Origin of the sequence: Nocardia sp. CA-107356 (assembly GCF_050946365.1) — a bacterium.
In the GTDB taxonomy this organism is placed as follows: domain Bacteria; phylum Actinomycetota; class Actinomycetes; order Mycobacteriales; family Mycobacteriaceae; genus Nocardia.
Window position 1 is genome coordinate 5,827,460 of sequence record NZ_CP191992.1, and the last position, 19,912, is coordinate 5,847,371.

Here is a 19,912-nt window from a genome sequence, read left to right on the forward strand (position 1 = left end):
GGGGATAAACGCGGTGGCGCTCGAGCGCACTACATGAATCAATACCGGCATGCAGGACTGATCAAATCCGGGGCTTCCCTGGAACGGGCTCCTTCGCGGTCGTCCACAGAGTCCACGGACTCCAGCAGTTGCTCGCGGAACCCGGTGACCGCCCGTGCGACCGTGGCGACATGGCGTGGCACCCACGACAGCTTTCCGGTGTCGAGCGAAAACCAGTGGGGCGTCAATGCTGTAACTCCGGTCCCGAGGCGGTGGTGCGCGGCGGAGGTCGGGTCGAACACGTCAGCTGCCGTCCCCGGGTGATACAGCGCGCTGGCATGCAAAGAGATCGGCCTGGCGTTCGCGAGCGCTGGAACATACGCGATCACGCCCTGCATCGTCGCCCGGATGAGTTCCTGGCATTGCTTCTCCGGCCAGCGTTGCGCCAACGCCGAATACCAGTGATCCGGAATCCGTCCTACGGAGGGACGTTCATTCGACACCGGTGCGTAGTCGACCAATCCACTGCCGTCACCGAAGTTTGTGAAGCTAACGAATGCGCCGTGGACCACCAGCAGAGAAGGCAGGTCACGGCAATCGGATGGAAGCTCGATTCTGACGAATGTCTTCAGACGGTAGGTCAGGTCATCGGGTGGCGGCAAACCTGCGCTCTCGGCGATCTGCCTGTCCAGCATCGCCCGGGAAAGCCACGAAGCATTGATGACACGTCGCGCGTGGATCCGACGAGCTTCCTTCCCGGCGACTACCGTCAACCGCACCGGGTAGTCGCCGGAACCCGATGCATCGACAGCCACAACTCGATGATTCGTTCGCACTTGTATATTCTGGTATCGCCGCAGTCGCTCGATCACCGTGCCGGCCAATACGCTCAGATCGATGAACGGTTCCAGGGTCGACGCCATATCCGAGATCAGGCATTCGTTGAAACTGGTCCGCCACTCGGACTTGGGCAGTCGTCGAAAGAACTCCTCCGTAGGTCCGAAACTGGCACGACGCAGCTCGCGCTCCGCGCGGTAACACTCGATCAGATGTTCGGCATTCGCCATCCACTGCTCTCTCGATGTGAACGACGACGTGGCCAGTGCCACCCAACCGTTGCGCAGTGGGCCGCCTGCGGAATTCGGCGGCGCCGGAAGCAAGGTGTGCCCGAATTCCACCAGGAAATCGAAGGCGGGTGGGAGGCATTCTTCAGCAGTCTCCAGACTGCCCGGGTAATGCCACCCATGGTGGAGGCGGGCGAAGTTGTGCCTGCTGGACCCGGCCATCAGCTCGGGTCGTTCCTCGAAAACTGTTATGCCAAAACCGGCTTCGGCGAGCTTGGCCGTGCAATGCAGTCCGGCGAACCCGCCGCCGACTACAACATGGTCGTGAAATTCTTCCACTTCGGCTCCTAGTCGAGTCGAAGGCGCGAAGCAAAGTCCCCGCCACGGCTTCTACCCCTTCGGTCTGACGGCATTGCGGACTGACGGCTTTCTTCTCATCAGTCGTTCAGCTATGGCTGACGATCGCACCCATTTCCGAAGATTTCCCATAAGGTCCGGGCTTGGTCGAGCGATGCCAGCGATCTGAGCAGATGTTGATTTTGAAACGGATCTGCTGTGCTACATGATGTTTCGGGGGGGTGGGCGATGATCTCAGGATGGACATGCGCAAACTTTCCCCGGGGGCAGCAGGAAGGCGTTGTGGATGCGGGTGAAGGGGCGATGCGGGACGGGATGACGGCCGCGGAGGCGCAGCGGGTATTCGGGAGTCGGAGGGATTGATCCGTTACTGGCGCACTCGCGGGCCAGGGACTTCCGGGCTTAACAAAAGTCGCGGCTTATTCCCGAGCTGGACCGGTCGTAGGCCACGCTCATTCGACACGCTTTCCGGTGGCGATCCGATGATGGTTGATGTAGCCCTAAGAGCCCGGCCCCACACCGATCAGGTCGACATCGACATTCTCGAGCATCAGACCGAGGTATCGCTCCTCGGCGCCTGGCCTGGCGAAATAGTCCTGCATGTACATGCGGAAGCCCATATCGGCGGCCATCTCGACCGCGTCGGAGTACGTTGCCCGCACATAGGCCGAGCCTGGCACTCGAATCGGCGGAGTCCGGCCCAGGCGGATGAACTGAAATACGCGCCACTTCCTCGCAGCCCGTCGGCCTTGGTTGGCGCACATCATCCATCCGCCGTGAGCGCAGCTCGCCCGAGCCATACTCTTCCGTGGATGAGTCGGCGCAAGGGAACTCTCCGAGATCTGAGCAGACACGACATGCCATGACACTAAACCGGCGCTGAATGAACTGACATGGGCCGAAAGTGGAGTCTGAGTGTTGAGATCGGTGCACTCGATCTTCGTGCAAGGATGCACAGTCGGAGCGGTGCCGTCATACGATGACGCCACGGGCGGGCCCCTGATGGTTACTGGCCTGCGGTTTCGGCGGTGGTGCGGTTTAGCTACTTGCCCCTGAAAAATTCTGCCCTGGAAACAGGGATGTATTCACGGAATACGCTGTGGCAGTGAGCATTTCGTTGCGATACTCGTATCGGCGTCGTTCGCGGTGGAGGGTTGTGGCGGTCGATGTTGCGGGTCGCGGATGAGCAGCTGTCGTTGTGGGATGTGGTGTTTGCCGCCGGAGTTGCTCCCGCTTACCGACGAGTTGGCCCGCATCGATGTCTATCTCGACGACGAACGGTTCCTCACACCCTGGCGGGGAATGTTCGATGCCCGGTTGGGGTGGCCGTCGGTGCCGGTCGACACGCTGTTGCGGCTGTCGTATCTGAAGCACCGTTACCAGTTCGGATACGAGACGTTGTGCCGGGAGGTGTCGGATTCGATGACCTGGCGCAGGTTCTGTCGGATCCCACTGGAAGCGTGTGCCGCACCCGACCACGCTGGTCAAGCTGGTCGGGCGGGCCGGTCCGGAGGTGTTCGATCAGCTCAACGCGGCGCTGGTGGGCAAACTGTCCCAGGACAGGATGCTGCGGGCGCACAAGCTGCGCATCGACACCACGGTGGTGGAGGCCGACATCGGCCATCCCACCGATGCGGATCTGCTCGATCACGGCGCGCGCAAGCTGGGCGGGCTGGTGCGGCGGATCAGGGCAGCCAGCGCGGCGACACGTACGACGTTCCGGGACCGCAGTCGCGCTGCCGGGCGACGGATCAGGCAGATCAGCCGCACGCTGCGCCGCCGCACCGGCCAGGGGTTGGGTGAGATCGACCGGCTCACCGGTGAGATCGCCGACATCGCGACGGCCACGGTCACCGAGGTGACTGTCGTGGCACGCAATGCCCGCCGGATGCTGGACCGACGTCCGTCACGGCGGTTGCGGAGGCTGGTCACCGACCCGGAAGACACGATCACAGGCACCCCGCCGGATTGTTGGCTCAGACCGCGCAACGGCTGGCGGGCAACCGTGTCATTCCGGATCGCATGGTGTCGCTGGCCGACCCGGACGCACGGCCGATCCGCAAGGGCAAACCCCAGCACCCCACCCAGTTCGGCTACACCACCCTCATCAATGAAAACGACCACGGTTTCATCCCGTTCCACCAGGTCAACAAGGGCAACCCGAACGACGCACGGCAACTGGTCCCAGCCGTCGAGCATGCATCGCAGCCACAGGCTGCATCCCGGCCACTGTGGTCGCCGACCGCGGCTTCGACACCGCCGCCAACGACAAGGCCAAGGCTGAACTCGGCGTTCGGCACATCGGACTGCAACGCAGCGGCACCCTGAGCAAGACCCGCCACGAGCACGAACACCCGCGCCTTCCGGCGCATGCGGAACTGGCGCGTCGACGTCGAGGCCCGCATCAGCCACCTCAAAGGAGGACTCTGGCTGCACCGCAGCCGGATGCGCCGCCTCACCGGAGCCCAGACCTGCGTCGGGCTCGGCATCTTCGCCTACAACCTCCAGCGGATGACCGTAATCGCCCGGTGAAAACCGAGGCTCAGCCAGCACGGCCCGAAAAGCAATCGGTCCGCACAGCGATCAGCGATCCCCCTGTCGCACAGGCTCTTCCAACCGGCGAAACGGGCTCGCCCGGGTGGATACCGAGGGCGATGAGGCGTTGGCGTTGGCCGAACAGGTCGGCTCCGGTGCACTGTCCGCGACGTTGACCAGACAACAGCCACAGGCGGCGACCGCGTCGGCCGATCACCGTGTGTGAACGCCTCGGCTGGCGCCCAGTTCGAGGACCAACTCGGCGAACCACCCGGGGCGGCAACGCGGGTGTTCCGCATCGACCACCGCAGACAACCGCCGCCGCCAGCCGGATGGATTTGTTCGCCGTAGCCTTGTCCGCAAAGCCGAGCCCGACGCTCGTAGACACCGGTATCCAGTTGATGAGCGTGACTCCACCAAGCGTCGTTGCCCGTCTCGGCTCCACGTCGTTGTGCACCGCAGGGGTCGCCATTGCCCACGACGGGCATCAACCGCGCGGTAGAACGCTGCCCGCCGACACCTGCGCCCGCCGACACCTCTGACCGTGGTCGCATAAGTAGCCCAGCATTCTCAGCGAACAACGAATTTCTTCCAGACCACTACCTAGACGGGTCGGGCGGGTCACCATCGCGTGACCGAGGTTTTTCACCGGCACTTGACATATCACCTCGGCGTGGCAGTGTGCTGGGTAGAGGCCGGGGTCGCGCAGCGTGAAGTTCGGACACCGGTCGAAACGCCGCAGGCTCAGTCGTGGTGAAGCGATCGGTCGGTACTGAGCCTGCGGTGTTTTGTTGGAGCACCGGACCGATAGGGCTTCGATAAACCTGTGCCACGGCGCGTCCTCATCGGATCGGCACTGAATGAGCAACCCTCCGGCAAAACAGACCGTGCGGTGTTACCGTGGGCGGGTCGCCGGATTTGCTCTGATCCGGCGACTGGTTCGAGGGATGCGTTGTGCGACTCACCCTCCCCACCCGCCCAGGACGGCGCACGCGGCGCCCTGGGCGGCGCCATGTCCGGGCCGGCCCGGCTGGATTCACTCGCCGCGACCAGTGATGTAGCCGCAGGCACGCATCCCGGCAAGTGTTGCGCGCCACGTTTTCTGGCCGGTCTCACGATGTTTCGGTTCGGTCCCCTCGGGTGTGCCGGTGACGACCCATTCGGCTGTGCTGAGCTGCCCGCCGGGCCGGCGTTGGGCGGCCAAGTAGCCGTGCTCGACCAACTCGGTGAACCTGCAGGTGACCCATTGCCACGGTCATGTGCGCGAGCTGCCAACGCTGCAGCCCGACCGCAGCGGTCGCCGACAAGAACTGCCCCTGGTACCGCTACCTCGACCATCGCCTCGCGAACCCCAAACCGGTGCGCGCCGGATACCCGCCCACCGCAGCCACGTTGCCGCTCAGGGATGAGCCAGAGCTCGTTGCGGGCAAGGCGAGGGGCGAGGAAACTTGGTTTTGCTTTGATGCCGCGCGGGGCCGATGCGTGCCCGACCGCAGCGTGCTGCTGCGCCAATCCGCGTGTCCATCGAGTACCAGGCACGCGCGGGCATCATTGCAGACAGTCGAATCTGGGCCGCGACACAACCGAAGCCGGACAGACAAGGGAGTCATCGACGGTGTAGCTGATCAGTTCTGGGCCACTGAGACTGGCGCCGAACATGCTCGTGCACCTCGGAATCGACCCGCTCACGCCGCTCCGCACGGCCACGTGGATCCAAAGCCGCGGCCGCGATACCAAGCAACACCAGCACGACGATGACGCCCACGATAGATCCGCCGATCAACAACAACCGTTCCTATTCCCTCGACAGGTACGCGGCGCCAACACCGCCACCGATGATCCGATAGTCCTTGCGGCACAAATACTTTCATGCCACACACCGGCAAACCAACCCTGTAGGTGCGGACCGGCCAGCCGAGCTCGATCACCACGAGCCCCTGGCAATCCTGAAGCCCCACAGCCGCAAAGCGAGCAGAGACTCCCGAAGCCGTTTCCGGGAACATGGCGCCCGATGTGACCAGTCCGCAACCCCATGACCAGCGCGGACCCGCCAGTAACGTGAAATGTGTTGTCGCGCGAGGATTTCCGACGATACCGTCGCCCCCTGACTGGCCGCGGCCACCGTGTACCGGTTAGGCTCGACGCCTATCAGCCCTCCCCCCGGCTGATAGATGCTCGCGGCCACCGACCCTCCCCCTCCAGGTGCCGCGAGCCCGGATGCCGTCGCGCCCTGCATGCTCGACGGCATTACTCATTTCGGCCCGGCCCGGGCTGAATCCGGCAAACGACCTGGTCGTCGACGATATGCCCGTGCAGAGCGTGGCGGAGTCCAGCCGATGAGCCCGATACCGGTTGCCGGTGGTGTGCGGGCACAGTCCTCGACGGCTGCGGTGGTGTCGGCGCAGTCGGTTCGACACCGCGAACAACGCCTGCACCGACCCATAGCGAGTCGTCAGCCGCGCAGCAGGTGCTCCGCAGGCGAGGGACTCTCACATCCAATCCTGGTGAGGCAACGCGTCGGTGCGGGCGCACCACTGGGTGAGACGGCGGGCGAGATCACACAGCTCGGGCGCGATATCGAGGGCGTGGACCGGCCCGGCGACCTGTTCGACCACGCAGACGCCGCAGTGCACCTGGCAGTCGAACCAACACCACGACCGCGTCAGTGGATCGAGATCCCGAGCCAACCGGGCGGCCAGCTCGGTGAACGCGCTAGCGACCTGCGCGGTCGAACCGAGGTTGCGGATGCGCCACCACACTCGGTGATAGTCCCCTGGTGTGGAAATGCGAACCTGGTAGACCAGCGTGTCCGAGACCGTCACCGCCGCACCGTCGCCCTCGACGACGACCAGCCGGCGGCGCAACCACGGCGGTAGCCGGTAACGGTAGGCGCCCGCATGCCTGGGCCATACCCGATATCACCACGAACACACCGCCTAACGCTGCCCCATCCATGCGCATGCCCGACAGCCGCTGACACCGAAATCCTCAAACCGAACACCGCGAGGCCGGTGCCTCCTGCTCGCGGTGTGCGGTAGTCGTTGCTCATCTCAGGCGAACGGCCCACAGACCCGAGGGGTGGTTGCGGGCCGCTGCCCTGTCGGGCGAATGAAGCGGCGGCTCACCAGGGTTGGTGTTTATCCACCCAGATCGGATTCGCTGCGGGCGGACTTGCGCCGCAACGGCGAGCATAAACGGAATCGACACCGATACACGTCTTTTCCCGGCCGCTCTCGCGCGTGTCCTGGGATGTCGTCGCTGCGTGGGGACTGGTGGTACCCGGTGGCGCTCAACAGCGCAGGGCCGTTCCATTCATGCACCACGACCGAGGCCGCGGCGTTTGGACCAGTCCGCTGCGGGGACCCGGCCTGGCCTCACCCAGCGCGCGGCCCACTGCAGTGAATGTCAAGAGTCAGGCACGCGCGGCGGTGGGTACGGGCTGGCAGTGATGGCGGTGGTTTGGGTGGGCGAGGTCGCTCGGCGCATTCGCCCACAATTCGCCACCGTCCGGTTTCACCTGTTCGCCGAATACGTCGTACCCAGCACGTATCGTCGGCACCCCCGCGGTGTGCTGGTGTGGGTGGGGGCTGCTCGAGTATTGCTAGGGTGAGGGGGGAGGGTGTTGGTGGCGTGGCGATTGTGTTTACGGACCCGATGGGTGCGCGTGTCGCGAAGGCGATCGGGCACGGTGATTACGCGCGGGTGGCGCAGTTGATCCAGGACGGGGCGGACCCGGACGCGGTCGGTGCCGGCGGGGTGAGTCTGCTCGGGTGGGCGATCGTCAACCGCAGCGCCGAGGCGGTCTGGGTCCTACTCGACGCGGGCGCGGACACCGGTCACCTCGACGATGCCGGTGACACCGTGGTGCACTACGCGGCGGTGGCCGAAGACCCCCGCTATCTCGGGGCGATGCTGGCCCGGCAGGCAAACGTGGATCTGGTGAATCCGCAGACCGGGCACACTCCGCTGATGAGCGCGGTGTTGTCCGGGCGCCGCCCGCAGATGCACATGCTGCTGACCGCCGGAGCGTGTCCGGACGCCACCGACCGTGCCGGGGACACACCCTTGCACCTGGCCGCCGAAATCGGTGATTACCGCAGCGTCGTGGATCTGTTGGCGGCCGGCGCCGACCCGACCCGCACCAACGGACGAGGGTCGACGTTCGACCGCACCCTGTTGCTGACCCCGCCGGAGTCGCTCACCGACCGAGCGCGCCGCGACCGCGACCGCATCATCGACTGGCTGCACACCCACGACATTCCTGTCGAAGGCTCCTAGACACCCATGACCGACCGAGCCGAAGATGCGTTCCGGTCCGCCCGGATGGGGTGGGCGTGGAAAACTCCGGGTTCGCCGGTGATGGCTGGTGACAATCACCGATCGTGACCATCGCAAACCGTCGGGTCCCGCGTCGACCGGCAGTGTCAACGTCGTTGACGAGACCGGGTGCGACACCGCGCATGTGGCGGCCGTCGAACCCGCCGTCGGGGTTGGAGGTGCTCGCCGCCGGGATCACCAACGATCCACCCGCCCGCGCCGAACGCGGCTACCAGGTCCAGGTGTCGCGGGCCGAGGAAGAGGCGATCATCGACATGAGGGGCGGTGAACTGCGCCCAGCGGAGATCGACGCCGACCTGCGCGGTTACGCGGCACTGCCCCGGCGACCCACTGCCCGCGCCGACCCGGAATAACAGTCACACTGCCGGTGGACGCGGCGAGCCAGAACAGGTAGCCACGCTGGACCGGTCGACTGGTGTGGCCGGCAGCGTGGGGGGTGTGAGGTGGCGGTAGCGGCAGTCAGCGATCGTGTCGGGCCGGCAGCAGACGGTCGGGTCTACGGTGACCGCGCGATCCTGCGTTACCTCGGCGGTCGGGCCGATCGATGCCGCCTTCACTCCGAACCAGCGACCCCGGCTCCCGCTCTTACGGCTGATGAGGGAGGCCGGGGTCGCTGGCTATCTGCGGTTGCCGCACCCCCGGTGTTGTGTTGTGAAGTCCTGGGCGCGACGAAATCTATTCGATCACGAATTCTGTTGTGCACCACGATTGTTGACACACATTTCGTCAAAGTATATGAAAACTACTGACCGACAGTCGGTTTGATGCGCTCAAAACAGGTGGACAGTCAGGAATCGTCTATCCGGGAGTCTCAGCCAAGCCAGGCGCATGCATCCGTGACCGAGCTGGGCATGGGGTCCGGGAACGGGGCCGGTTGGGTCGGTGAAACCGTCGGCATCCCGGTTGCGGGCGGGCACTTTGCCGACCAGGGCGTCGTGTTTGCCGCCGGGTGGGGTGGTCCGCAACAAGATCCCCTCGACCCCTATCGCAAAAAGAACACGCGAACCCCGCCGACCACACAGATCGCTCAGACCGGACACGGAGACTCGGGGGAAATCGCGGATCGGCGAACGAACCTCGGTCACGTTCCCCGGTCCGCGCCACCGGCCGGCACCCGCGCCGCCGCCGCGTCCTGCTCGACATCGCGCATCCGCCCAGCCAGCTCCTCCAGCGCGGACACACGTGCCTCGAGATCCTCTGATGCCATAGCCCGCGAGCCGGGGCGGCAGCGGTTACAGCTGCTGACACTCATCCAGAGGGCGCCCGCCGTGTGTGGCCTCGGCGCATTGCCCCACAGCCGGATCAAGCGGGTGGCTGTTGACGATACGTGCCCGTAGTCTGGCCGGTCATCGAGGCCTGATCGGGTCACGAAGAGACGAGGGGACCCGGCATGCCCAGTCTGGAAGAACAGATCCAGGACACCATTGACGATTTGAAGCGGCTCGGGCCTACCCCGGATCCGGAGCGTGTCGAGCAGCTACGCGCGCGGCTGGACGAGCTGGTCACCGAAGTGCGCCGAACGGTCCCCACCGCCGATGAGCGCCGCTACGATTTGATCCTGCGCAGCCGCCAAGCCAAAGGCCTGCTCGTCGATGCCACCGAACGTGTCCGCCACAACCTCGACACCGCCCAGGCCGCCCGCCAACGCGAGCTGCATCCTGGACGCATCCCCCCTGCTCGGGACGTCTCACCCAACGCCCACCCCTCGCATGGTTAGGAGTCAGCCGGACAGCGTCCAGAAACGACACGGAAGCACTTCATCCCAACACCGCTCGAACCGGTCGCCGGGGGTGGTATGAAGACATACCCCAAATACGCACTTCTACCTGGCGATTCACACCCCCGGCAAACGCGCAGTCGACTTCGAACAACGACAACCCCAGATCCACGCGAGCGCCACTGCCCCGAACGCCGATAGGTAGGGAGCCGCTTACATAAACAGGTATATGCCCGTGCGAATGACCGATGCGGGGCCGGTACCTATCCGATGAGCATGGTTGCCGTGCAGCAAGCACAACTGCGGTGACAACGCCGTCACCTGACCCCGCCCTCGACAATGGCGTCGGATAGGCCGACAAGGGAGTCGGCCGCGCAGGCGGACTCGACAACGCCACGAACCAGAAACCCCATTATGATGTCCACAAATCCGTTCAGCATGTTCGGCTTGGTCGCCGCACTCGACGACCGCAACATCCAAGCCCACCTCACCGATACTGTCGAGGACTGCGTGGTCTGCGCCACCGTGTCCAGCCCGGAAACCACCTGCCCGGCTGCCCGCGTCGCCGAGATCACCCGCACCACGCAACGCCCCTTGGCAGCCACCGAAATCGTCGACCACCTCGGCATGGCCGGGTCCATCCAGGCCTGGTAGCAGCAAGGGCGAATACCCGCCGGTTCCCCCTGCTTATCGGCGGTCATAGGCAAACATCCAGTTCAGCACCTTGACAGGCAATTCCGCCGTACTCCTGCGACAACTTGCGCCCGGATCATGAACGATTTCGTCGTTCCCTCAGCTCAGCACCCCGAACCCGACCCGACCTGCCGACATTCGATGCAGCCGCCGCTGACATCTCGTGCGGCGTACCGCTGACATTCAGTGACGTTTCTGAAAGCGCAACGGACGCAACCGGACTGGACGCGCGGTTCGGTGCAGGTGTGTTCGCCCTCTGCCGGCCCCCTTCGAGCATCACGGTCCCACAGCTGGCCATCGAGTCGTCGGCCCGCCATTGCTGAAGCAGAACCGACCCAGCGCACTCTTGCCGCAATTGCGGGGACAAAACTCCGGTATGCGCATACGGGGCTTCGGAAGTCGCGGGGTCGCCTGCGGCGATACACCGACTTTGGTCGGAAACGGGTCGAAAGATGTCGCTTCCGACACTCATGCTTCAACGATGCCAGCCATAGCCTTGTCGTATCGGACACCCCGCCCTCGACAACGACGCCGGTGAGTCGACAACGAAGTCGCCCCCTACAAGCGAACCGAAACCCGCCACCGACCACCGGAGGAACCGCCCCTACAACGATGTATGCAGGCTGGCCCTGCCGCGGGCGAATCAGAGGACCGAATCGCCATGCACGTCAACACCTTCAGCAGCCTCGACGTGGACGCACTCGATGCCCGCACATCGAAACCCACCAGCGCCCTTGAGCGAATCATCGAACACACCTGAGGTCACCCTCAGACCAGGTGTTCGCGAAAAGCCCAAGACCCTGAAGCTGGTTCGAGCCGGCCGAGCCAGCACCGTCAGTGGTCTGCGGCTCCCGGGGATTGCGGCGCTATGGATGCGATATCACTGACAAGTCGACGCAGCTGATCCTCCTCGGCGTCGATCGCCGACAACAGATCGGCCAGCTGCTGGTGGGGTTGGATTCCCTGCTTGTCCGATGTGCGGTTCCTGGTGGCCATCGGTATTCACTCCTTGCTTGGATATGGAGCCGATCTGTTTGCTTGCGTTGGCGTGCCGGAAGGTGAGAAATGTGTCGGAGACTGGGGGCACCTCGGGGAACGGAGTACGTGGGCTGGTTCGGACCCGGACCGCCTACATGACCTACAGCCGCGTCGATTCTGCGGAAGCGTCGACGGTCGGGTATCGCTGGGCGGCGGCGCGTTTGGTTGGGCCAGCCCGCTGGTCGCGCTCCAGTCCCGTTCTCGGTCTCGGTTCACGGCACGGACACGTCGATGTGCGGTTCGGGCTGGGTCAATGCCCAGTCGAGGCATTCGCGCTGGCCGGAGTCCATCGGCAGGCCGGCGATGGCGCCGACGTGCACCCATTCGATGCGGGCGTTTTCGCTGCTCGGTGTCGGTTCACCGGCCACGGGCTCGGCGCGGTAGACGATGGTGACAACCTGCCCGACCTTGTCGTTGCTCATGTCGCCGATGACGTGGTCCGGGGTGATGAAGATGCCGACCAGGCTGGAGAGATGGATAGCGATTCCGGTCTCCTCGCGAGTCTTACGGACGACGGTGTCGCGGAGGGATTCGCCGAGCTCGTGCGGACCACTGGGCATGGACCAACCACTGCAGCACAGAGTCGAGCCGTATCAACTGCGAGCGCTATGGGGGTCTGCCTCAGTGTGTCGTCTCCGGAAACGCGTCGGATGATACCTTTGCCAGTCATGCCCGCTCAGCGTATCGGCTCGCAGCGAGTTACACACTCGCACAACGAGTTTCGTGGCATCCCCCACGCATCGAGCTGTATCACCACACCATCCGGTCGCTAGGTGGCTGGTGTCGAATGGGCTATTTGTGGCCATGCTGTCAGCGTGGTCATCACGCGGTGCCGCGCACAACTGCTGGGCCGCCATGTCAGTCGCCGACCGGAAATCGCCATCCACGCCCATTCACCCTGCCTGCCAGCAGACCCCGACCAGCCCCGTGACCGGGCGCGGCGCGCCGGTCGTTACGGGTCTCGAGGCACAGGTAGATCAGCCGATGAGCTATGACTTGGCGATCCGGAAAGGATGATCGGGTTGTCACCGCCACTGGATCCACAGCGTTCGGTATGCGAGTTGGTTTCTCGCAGGTTCACCGGTTGTCAGAGGAGGGTACGCCGACCGGAAGGCTCGGTGTCGGTTGTTGCCAGGGGTGGGCAGTGCAACGCGCCGCCGAACCGGAGTGAGCGCTTACGCTAGCGCCGAGCGGTCTGCAAACGAGGGGGCGAATGCCCGAAACCTCCCGGACCGGCCCAGGAAAGCCCTGGCGGTGACCAGGAGAAAGAGAGTCCGAAGTGAGTATTCCATCGATTCTGTCGCTGCTCCTCAGCGCCGGAAGCAGCGCATTGTCCCTCGGCAGCAGCGTGCTCTGACGGCGACGATCCGACCCCGCTGACGTTCCGATCCGCAGGCTACACTCCTGGCGAACAGCCACCTGCCCCAGCTGGCGCGGGTCGGTTCAGTCGGTGAGTTCTTCGTCGCCGCAGTCGCTGCAGCGCCACAACTCGCCGCCGTTGGTCAGTTCGGCGATCCAGACCAGCACACCCTGGGTCTGGCAGGCCTCGCAGTCGAGGAATGTCAGGCGGTCGTGCTGATCGGTGAGGTGGCTGAGTGGTCGCGCAACACTGGTACGACCGCGACATCACCGTCTACGACTTACCCGAGCGAATCGGCCGACGCGAGGGAAGCCGCTTCCTGCGGGCGCTGCTGGAAACACCGACGAGCAGCTACTACCGGATAGTGGACGAAACCACACCCCCATGGCCAGGCGGATGACGGGCAGACAACTCTTGCCGCCGCAAGCCAACGGTTGAAGCCCTGCCGGATGCTCAGCGGACGGGCAGCTGCTACCGCCACACCCATCGACGTATTCTGCCACTGTCACCGCGGTGCACGCGGATCGCCTTCTTCGGCACATTGCGAATCGACCTCAAGGAATCCTTAGCGTCGGATCGGACGCTTGGGCTCTCCAAGCCGGTGCGGCTGGTGGGGCGGCGCGTCGGTGCGGGCGCACCACTTGGTGAGGCGGCAGGCCAGATCACAGGGCTCGGGTGCGATGTCGAGGGCGTGGACGGGCCTGGCGACCTGTTCGATCACGCAGTCGCCGCCGCGGTGCACCGGGCAGTCGAACCAACACCACGACCGGGTCAGTGGATCGAGGTCACGAGACAGCCGAGCGGCCAGCTCGGTGAGCGCGGCGGCGACCTGCCCGGGCGAACCGCTGTTACGGATGTGCCACCACGGTGAAAGTCCCCCGGCGCGGAATGCGCACCTGATAGACCAGCGTGTTCGAGGCCGTCACCGCCGGACCGCCCCCCGACGACGACCAGCCGGCGGCACAACCACGGCGACAGTCCGTGGCGACAAGTGTCCGCATGCCTGGGCTATACCTGGGGCCAGCACTAACACCGCCGTCTCGGGCGGCCTCGCCGTCATCGCCACCTCTGCGTTGTGTCGTCGATTTCGGCGTGTTTCAACCCCATCCAGCTAATGTTGCTACAGAGTTGCTATCGGCTGCTGGGATCGGGGAGTAGGCCGATCACGAGTTCGTGCCAGTGAACATGCAACCGTCTCGTTTTCTGGAAAGGAGCTTGTATGGCGACACAGGACACAGTGACCAGTAACCGGTCGACGTCGGAGGTTCGGGGTCCGGCGTGATGGACGTGCAGGCCGAGATCGAGTTGCTGCGTGTGCGCTTGGACGAGGCTCGGCAGGAGGCGCACAGCGCACGCCAGTCGGCGATGCAGAGCGATGCAGGCGTCCGGGATGGCGCGTCACCCTGAAATATCGGGCCGACAGGCCGGCACACCAGCAGCAGTTCGGTGTGTTCGGTGTTGGCCGTACCCCGGGCGGGTGCACATCGGTGAGTGAACCCACCTCCACCCAACGAAGGAAGGTCACTGATGACCAACTGGTCTGGCACCCCGCCCCGCCGAGTGAGTGTCGTCGTGGCGGGCGCGGGAGCCCGCGGCGGCTACGAGGCGGGCGTGCTCTCGGTGCTGGTGCCGCGCCTGCACAGCGCGGGCGCGGAAACGGTGCGGTTCGTCGGCACCAGCGCCGGGGCCATCAACGCGACGATCTTCGCCGCCCTGTCGCACCTGCCGCCGGCCGAACAGACGCAGCAGGCGTTGCAGGTGTGGCGTGAGATCACCGTCTGCGACGTGTTCCGGTCCCCGACCATCGGATTTCCTCGCCTGGCCGGCCACGCCGCCGGTCAACTGCTGCGCATACCGGGAGTGCAGCTGACCCATCTGCTCGACACCTCTCCCCTGCGTCGCACCGCCCGAACCGTCATCGACTGGGATCAGCTGCGGACCAATATCGCCGAGCGGCGTGCCGCGCTGGCAGTGGTCGCGACCTCCGGCGCCGACAACCGCACCGTGGTGTTCGTCGACCGCGCCGACACAGCACCGCTGCCGCCGCCCGATGATGAACGGCCGATCGATTACGTGGCCGCCGAGATCACGGCCGAGCATGTGCTCGCCTCGGCGGCGATCCCGATCGTGTTCCCACCCGAGCACATCAGCGACCCACCACAGTGGGCCGGCTGGTATTCCGACGGCGGAATACGACTCAACGCACCACTCAAACCCGCCATCGCGCTGGGCACCGACGCGATCGCCGTCGTGGCGACCCACCCCGTCATCGACGACACGCCACCGGCACCCACGAACAACCAGCCACCCGACATCGACGACGTCACCGTGCGGCTGATGGACGCTGCGCTGGTCGACCGGATGATCGAGGACCTGCGCACGCTCGCCAAAATCAACACGCTGGCCGAGGCGACCGAACCCGCCACCACCATGACCGGGCGGCCACGAAAGGTCATCCCCTTCCTTGCGATCACTCCACCCACACGAGCGACCCTGGGCAACCTCGCCGAAGAGGTATTCGCCAATCAACGCCACCGACGCAGCGGCATCGTCTCGACGCTGCGTCACGCAGAGCTACAGATACTGGGCCGCGTGCTGGGCGGCGACGGCCCACGCCGCGGCGACCTGTTCAGCTACCTGTACTTCGACCCCGAATTCATCGAAGCATCAATAGAACTCGGCCAACGTCACGCCAACGCGGCACTCAACGCAGCACCACCACACCAGCTGCCATGGCGGATCCGACCACGACAACCACTCTCGACCGCATGAAAAAGCAGTAATCGAACCACACCGACAACCCGGTCACCAAAGTCCGCATCGACTACATCCGCTGATCTACAGCGGCCACCACGCCCGTTCGCCCACGAGCCGACACCTCTTGGTGCACCGGGCGAGATGACCCGGCCGCTACCGTGGCCCGTCAGAACGAACGGTCGACCGGCTCGGGCGCCGCCGGTGCCTCGTCGACTCGGCGTCCATCGCCCCAGCCCCATGTACCCCATCCACGGCGACGTCCATTATTACCGTATGGACGCGAGCGAACGCCGCATATGGCTGCTTAACGGAGGCCTTAGCCGTTGGGCGGACCGCCGGCCAGGGTCGGCCCTTGTGTTTGGCCGTTTTCGGCCGCCAGTCGGCCCGCTGGCGCCTTTCTGCGGTCGGTTCGGTGTTGCCTGCCGAGAACGGCAGCCACAAGCGGGCATTGGGGCGGAAGTCCGACCGTCGCCGATCCTGTCTCGTCGAGCGTCCGCGCGCCCGACTTCTCGACCGGACAGACGATTGAGCGTGCTCTTCTGCCGAAATTAACTGAAGGCGGTTCCCCGGGAACCAATAGCTCTCGGTTCGGCTGATGTGTCTACCCTGCGCGGCGGCGGACCGAGGGCGGTGCCTCGTTGGTGTCCTGCGGCCGTACTCGTAACCGCAACAAGCGTTTACCGGCCGCTCGCACCGAGGAGGAGCGATGCCCGAACCGTCGACCAGGAAAGTCACACTGGCCATCCGGATCGAGACAGCTCGCCATGCGTAGTTGACGCGGATGGCCGAATTGCGGGGAAGCAGCCTAAAAGCTGAGTGCTTCATCGCTGTCGAATCGTGCGCACAGCACTGCCTGTCAGCTGTCGCCCGGCTCCCCCACGAACAGCACTTGACCCACGCCATTGAGCACGCAGCAATCGCGGGCGAATCCGCTTTTGGTGGCGTGGATCCGGGATTTGGGGTTTCATGGAGGTTGGGGATGAATCGCGGATCGGGTCAGAATTGAGTTACCCGTGTATTCGTTCCGCAATGGTCTGTCCGGCGCACCTCGGCCGTCATTCATCGCAGCCCGAGGCACACAGGTTGGTAACGGTTCGTGCCGATGGCTCGACTTCTCCGTGGGCTCGCGAGAACAGTGCAGCCCGAGGCGCTCTCACGTTCAGCCCGCCATTGCCTTGACGACTATGCCGAGAGTCAACTGCGACACGGTGTTTCGTTCGGGACAGATGACGCACAACATTTTCCGGTACGCCGAACCGTGACCGCCACCCGTCGTCTTGCCCGCATGCGAGCCTTCGCGACCTGTCACGGGAACGACGAGGGCCGCTCAACTGCATGCCATCGGGCGGGGCACGAACCCGCGATCAATGGGATCAAGTGGTCTCATTCATTGGGAACAGGCAACTTCGAGTTGTCTTCACCGCGGCCGTGGTCGAGGCCGCTTCTCGGTTGTCCCCAGTCGTTGTTTGGCTACTTCGGCCTGGATACGATCGATCTGGTCTTCCGGAACGAGTTCGATGATGTCGCCTCGCGACGTGATCGCCAATTTTCGGAAGATCGATGCCATCTGAGCGTCGATGGTCTTACCAGAGTTCCCTCTGCGAGTAGCGATCGCGGAGTTCGTCCATCCTGCCGCCGCCAACGTCGCCACCTGCTGCTCGGCGGACGACAGATCGTGCCAGTGTGAGGGACTGTCCCGCCTGGCGGGATGATGCATCGGAAGCCTGTCCACGGACAGCATGCCCAACGCCAGTTGCTGCACCTCACTCAGTTCCGAACGCAAGAGGGAGCCTTGTCGCTGCCCGGTGGCGAATTCCTCAGGCCTGAGCATCCCACGGGCGACATCGATCGCCTTGCGCGTTTCATCGGCATAGGGCCCCAGATCACCCTTGTCGAAACCCAGCGCCGCTCGCAACGTTGCGGCCCCGCCGGCGAGTTGAGCGATTTCGGTGGCCAATGCACGGAGCTCAGTACGGTCGGCGCTTCCGGCCGCATTCATATCACTGACAATTTGCGCCAACGACCACATCCGTATATGCACTGCCCACAACTCACCCCAATGATCGTGTGCCTGAAGGTGGTACAACAGTGCGCTACGCCCGAGGGCCAACGCCTCGGTCGGACTACCGTACTTGGTCAGGGTGATCGCCCGCGCCATCTCTGCCCAAGCCTTCGCCCACTTCGCGCCGGACGCGGTAGCGCGATCGAGGTGGCGTCGGGTGATCTGCAGGGCCTGCTCCGCCGATCCCACGAACCCCGCGGACCAAGCCTCCACATCCGAGCTCCTATCCTCACCACCGTGGTCGCCCAGGGCATGGAATTTTTCGCGGGCGCGGGTGAACGCCGTGAGCGCTCTGCGGTCGCGGCGTGCGATCGCTAGCTCCGCGGCCCATAGGAATTCGACCGGAGCGGGAACACCGATGTCGATTTCTGGATGCTCCCGCCAGTCGTGTGGGATCTGCGGGTCGGAAAGCGAAGCGATCACGCATTCTTCGAGCATGTGTTCGGCGTCGTTGTTCTTGCCCCGAAGTAGGTCCTGCCACCCGATCATGGCCATGGCTTTGATCTGCAGATCAGTGGGCTGTGGGGTCAGGCCGCGGGTCGCCCGGAGCGTGCGTTCGGTCCACCGGCGCATTTCTCGGAACGAGCCTTTGACCAGCGGCATGAAAATCAAGCTCGAGGAAATTTCCAAGCCGACTGTCGGCTCGCCCGAGGTCAGGCTTGTCTCGATTGCGGTGACAAGGTTGTCCCATGATACGCGAACCCATTCCAATAACCCTTGCCCGGCAGGGCTGGACCTATTGAGCTGCGCCGCAATAATTCTCTCCCGATAGTATTGGCGATGACGCCGCGCAAATATTTCGGACTCGTCGACCTCGCGGATCGAGTGTTCGTGCAGACGTTGCCCAGCGAACACCCGAACGCTTTCCAACAGGGAGTACCGCACCGTGTTCGGCGTGATATGGGTAGTTACGAGTGACTGGTCGACCAGGCGCTCGAGCACGCCTTCGACATCCTCGGTCGGCAGCCCAACCGACGAGCCTTCATCGCTCGACGGACTCCCCTCATTTGAGGGGGCGTCCGCGCAGACGGCCTCAATGGCTTCCAAGTCGACGCCGATATCCGAAACAGAATTCGTGTCGTCGTCGGGGTTGGTGTCGTATCCGGCAGCGAAGACCGACATTCGGTCGAGAAGCAATTTTTCTTGATCCAGGCAAAGGTTATAGGACCAGGCGATGGCATCACCGACCCCGCGATGCCGCGGCTCCGCTCCGACGCGGGGCCCTTGCCATCGCAGTCGTTTGTCGGTCACCTCACCACTGAGTTCTCGAATGATTATCGCCAATGGCTGCCGTGACAACCGCGCCGCCGCCAATCGGATATACAGCGGATGATTGTGCATATGACGGCAAATCAAGGTCGCCTTGCTGGCGTCGTCTCTGTCGACTATAGGTCGACCAGTGAGTGCTGCGCGTTGACGAAACAAATCCAAAGCCTGCTGCTGTGACAATGCGGGAACCGTCTCCACATGCTCGTCTATCCACCCCACTGCCTCCCGACTGGTCGCGAGGATCGTCAACCCCGGCACCGCCTCCAGTAACTCCGCGATCACCTGACCGCCGCCTTCGAGCACGTGTTCGCAGTTATCCATCACCAGCACCGACTGCAGAGGCCGCCCCACGTCGTCGGTCACGGTCAACCTGTCGACGAGCGCATCCCACCCGGACCGCCCCGAAAAGTCGGTATCGACCACCGCGTGGGCGGCTTCCTCCTCGACCGCGTCCGCGTCCGCACCCTTGACCAGCCGTGCCAGCCGTACCCAATAGACCGGGGCCCGATGCGTCTTGCGGAATCGGCGGATGGCCTCGGTGGCAAGTCGCGTTTTCCCGATACCCCCGGGGCCGATCAGGGTGATGAGACGCGCCGAGGACAGCAACAACTCGATAATGTGGTCCAACTCCGGATCCCGGCCAACGAAACGATCCGTTGCCGCAGATTCATCCCCCGTCCGCGCCCGGCGCTGCGCTGACATACCACCAGAGCATAGCCGCCCCCTGCACCATTCGCCGGCGA

16 protein-coding genes and 1 pseudogene are annotated in these 19,912 nt (G+C 64.5%); 9 read left to right on the top strand and 8 right to left on the bottom strand.

Features of this window, described 5'->3' with window-relative positions; all coding sequences use genetic code 11:
• Positions 1–38 precede the first annotated feature (38 nt).
• Together ACQP1G_RS26335 and ACQP1G_RS26340 are read right to left on the bottom strand one after the other, a co-directional pair.
• Positions 39–1,382 carry an FAD-dependent oxidoreductase gene (locus tag ACQP1G_RS26335; protein WP_433192237.1) on the bottom strand — a complete coding sequence of 448 codons (1,344 nt, stop codon included), beginning with the start codon at positions 1,380–1,382 and terminating at the stop codon, positions 39–41.
• 518 nt (positions 1,383–1,900) lie between these two features.
• On the bottom strand, positions 1,901–2,062 hold the full coding sequence (locus tag ACQP1G_RS26340; protein WP_433192238.1) for a hypothetical protein: 162 nt from the start codon (positions 2,060–2,062) through the stop codon (positions 1,901–1,903).
• 504 nt (positions 2,063–2,566) lie between these two features.
• Here ACQP1G_RS26340 and ACQP1G_RS26345 point away from each other — a divergent pair.
• Both ACQP1G_RS26345 and ACQP1G_RS26350 read left to right on the top strand, forming a co-directional pair.
• Positions 2,567–3,932, top strand: a pseudogene (locus ACQP1G_RS26345) (ISNCY family transposase).
• A gap of 106 nt (positions 3,933–4,038) precedes the next feature.
• Positions 4,039–4,161: a hypothetical protein gene (locus ACQP1G_RS26350; protein ID WP_433192239.1), complete on the top strand. Its 123-nt coding sequence runs from the start codon at positions 4,039–4,041 to the stop codon at positions 4,159–4,161.
• 810 nt (positions 4,162–4,971) lie between these two features.
• Here ACQP1G_RS26350 and ACQP1G_RS26355 read toward each other — a convergent pair.
• Entirely contained in the window at positions 4,972–5,157 is a 186-nt protein-coding gene (locus ACQP1G_RS26355) for a hypothetical protein (protein ID WP_433192240.1), read from the bottom strand.
• 1,267 nt (positions 5,158–6,424) lie between these two features.
• Positions 6,425–6,757, bottom strand: coding sequence for a hypothetical protein (locus ACQP1G_RS26360; protein ID WP_433192241.1), 333 nt, complete (start codon positions 6,755–6,757; stop codon positions 6,425–6,427).
• An 808-nt stretch (positions 6,758–7,565) separates the two neighbouring features.
• Between ACQP1G_RS26360 and ACQP1G_RS26365 the strand changes: the two genes are divergently transcribed.
• Entirely contained in the window at positions 7,566–8,213 is a 648-nt protein-coding gene (locus ACQP1G_RS26365) for an ankyrin repeat domain-containing protein (protein ID WP_433192242.1), read from the top strand.
• 155 nt (positions 8,214–8,368) lie between these two features.
• Positions 8,369–8,626, top strand: coding sequence for a hypothetical protein (locus ACQP1G_RS26370; protein ID WP_433192243.1), 258 nt, complete (start codon positions 8,369–8,371; stop codon positions 8,624–8,626).
• Positions 8,627–9,354: 728 nt separating this feature from the next.
• On the opposite strand, the gene ACQP1G_RS26375 is transcribed toward ACQP1G_RS26370, so the two are convergent.
• Positions 9,355–9,480, bottom strand: a complete 126-nt coding sequence (locus ACQP1G_RS26375; RefSeq protein WP_433192244.1) for a hypothetical protein — start codon at positions 9,478–9,480, stop codon at positions 9,355–9,357.
• Between the two features lie 183 nt (positions 9,481–9,663).
• Here ACQP1G_RS26375 and ACQP1G_RS26380 point away from each other — a divergent pair, with 183 nt between their 5' ends.
• Complete coding sequence (locus ACQP1G_RS26380; RefSeq protein WP_433192245.1) at positions 9,664–9,990, top strand: hypothetical protein; 327 nt, start codon at positions 9,664–9,666, stop codon at positions 9,988–9,990.
• Positions 9,991–10,404: 414 nt separating this feature from the next.
• A complete protein-coding gene (locus tag ACQP1G_RS26385; protein WP_433192246.1) occupies positions 10,405–10,644 on the top strand; it encodes a hypothetical protein in 240 nt (79 codons plus the stop codon).
• Between the two features lie 873 nt (positions 10,645–11,517).
• Here ACQP1G_RS26385 and ACQP1G_RS26390 read toward each other — a convergent pair.
• A complete protein-coding gene (locus tag ACQP1G_RS26390) occupies positions 11,518–11,679 on the bottom strand; it encodes a hypothetical protein (RefSeq protein ID WP_433192247.1) in 162 nt (53 codons plus the stop codon).
• Between the two features lie 254 nt (positions 11,680–11,933).
• Positions 11,934–12,281 (bottom strand): NUDIX hydrolase, encoded by a 348-nt coding sequence (locus ACQP1G_RS26395; RefSeq protein WP_433192248.1) that lies wholly within the window; start codon positions 12,279–12,281, stop codon positions 11,934–11,936.
• Between the two features lie 1,035 nt (positions 12,282–13,316).
• Between ACQP1G_RS26395 and ACQP1G_RS26400 the strand changes: the two genes are divergently transcribed.
• The 3 genes from ACQP1G_RS26400 (at position 13,317) to ACQP1G_RS26410 (ending at position 15,853) form a co-directional block, all read left to right on the top strand.
• Positions 13,317–13,481, top strand: a complete 165-nt coding sequence (locus ACQP1G_RS26400) for a hypothetical protein (protein WP_433192249.1) — start codon at positions 13,317–13,319, stop codon at positions 13,479–13,481.
• Between the two features lie 878 nt (positions 13,482–14,359).
• Positions 14,360–14,488 (top strand): hypothetical protein, encoded by a 129-nt coding sequence (locus tag ACQP1G_RS26405; protein WP_433192250.1) that lies wholly within the window; start codon positions 14,360–14,362, stop codon positions 14,486–14,488.
• Between the two features lie 120 nt (positions 14,489–14,608).
• Positions 14,609–15,853, top strand: coding sequence for a patatin-like phospholipase family protein (locus tag ACQP1G_RS26410; protein ID WP_433192251.1), 1,245 nt, complete (start codon positions 14,609–14,611; stop codon positions 15,851–15,853).
• 1,402 nt (positions 15,854–17,255) lie between these two features.
• On the opposite strand, the gene ACQP1G_RS26415 is transcribed toward ACQP1G_RS26410, so the two are convergent.
• Positions 17,256–19,871: a helix-turn-helix transcriptional regulator gene (locus tag ACQP1G_RS26415; protein ID WP_433192252.1), complete on the bottom strand. Its 2,616-nt coding sequence runs from the start codon at positions 19,869–19,871 to the stop codon at positions 17,256–17,258.
• Positions 19,872–19,912: the final 41 nt, after the last annotated feature.

Excerpts from the sequence above, each read along its gene's own strand:
- ACQP1G_RS26375 (WP_433192244.1), bottom strand. The coding sequence starts at position 9,480 with ATGGCATCAGAGGATCTCGAGGCACGTGTGTCCGCGCTGGAGGAGCTG.
- ACQP1G_RS26380 (WP_433192245.1), top strand. The coding sequence starts at position 9,664 with ATGCCCAGTCTGGAAGAACAGATCCAGGACACCATTGACGATTTGAAG.
- ACQP1G_RS26385 (WP_433192246.1), top strand. The coding sequence starts at position 10,405 with ATGATGTCCACAAATCCGTTCAGCATGTTCGGCTTGGTCGCCGCACTC.
- ACQP1G_RS26390 (WP_433192247.1), bottom strand. The coding sequence starts at position 11,679 with ATGGCCACCAGGAACCGCACATCGGACAAGCAGGGAATCCAACCCCAC.
- ACQP1G_RS26395 (WP_433192248.1), bottom strand. The coding sequence starts at position 12,281 with ATGCCCAGTGGTCCGCACGAGCTCGGCGAATCCCTCCGCGACACCGTC.
- ACQP1G_RS26410 (WP_433192251.1), top strand. The coding sequence starts at position 14,609 with ATGACCAACTGGTCTGGCACCCCGCCCCGCCGAGTGAGTGTCGTCGTG.
- ACQP1G_RS26415 (WP_433192252.1), bottom strand. The coding sequence starts at position 19,871 with ATGTCAGCGCAGCGCCGGGCGCGGACGGGGGATGAATCTGCGGCAACG.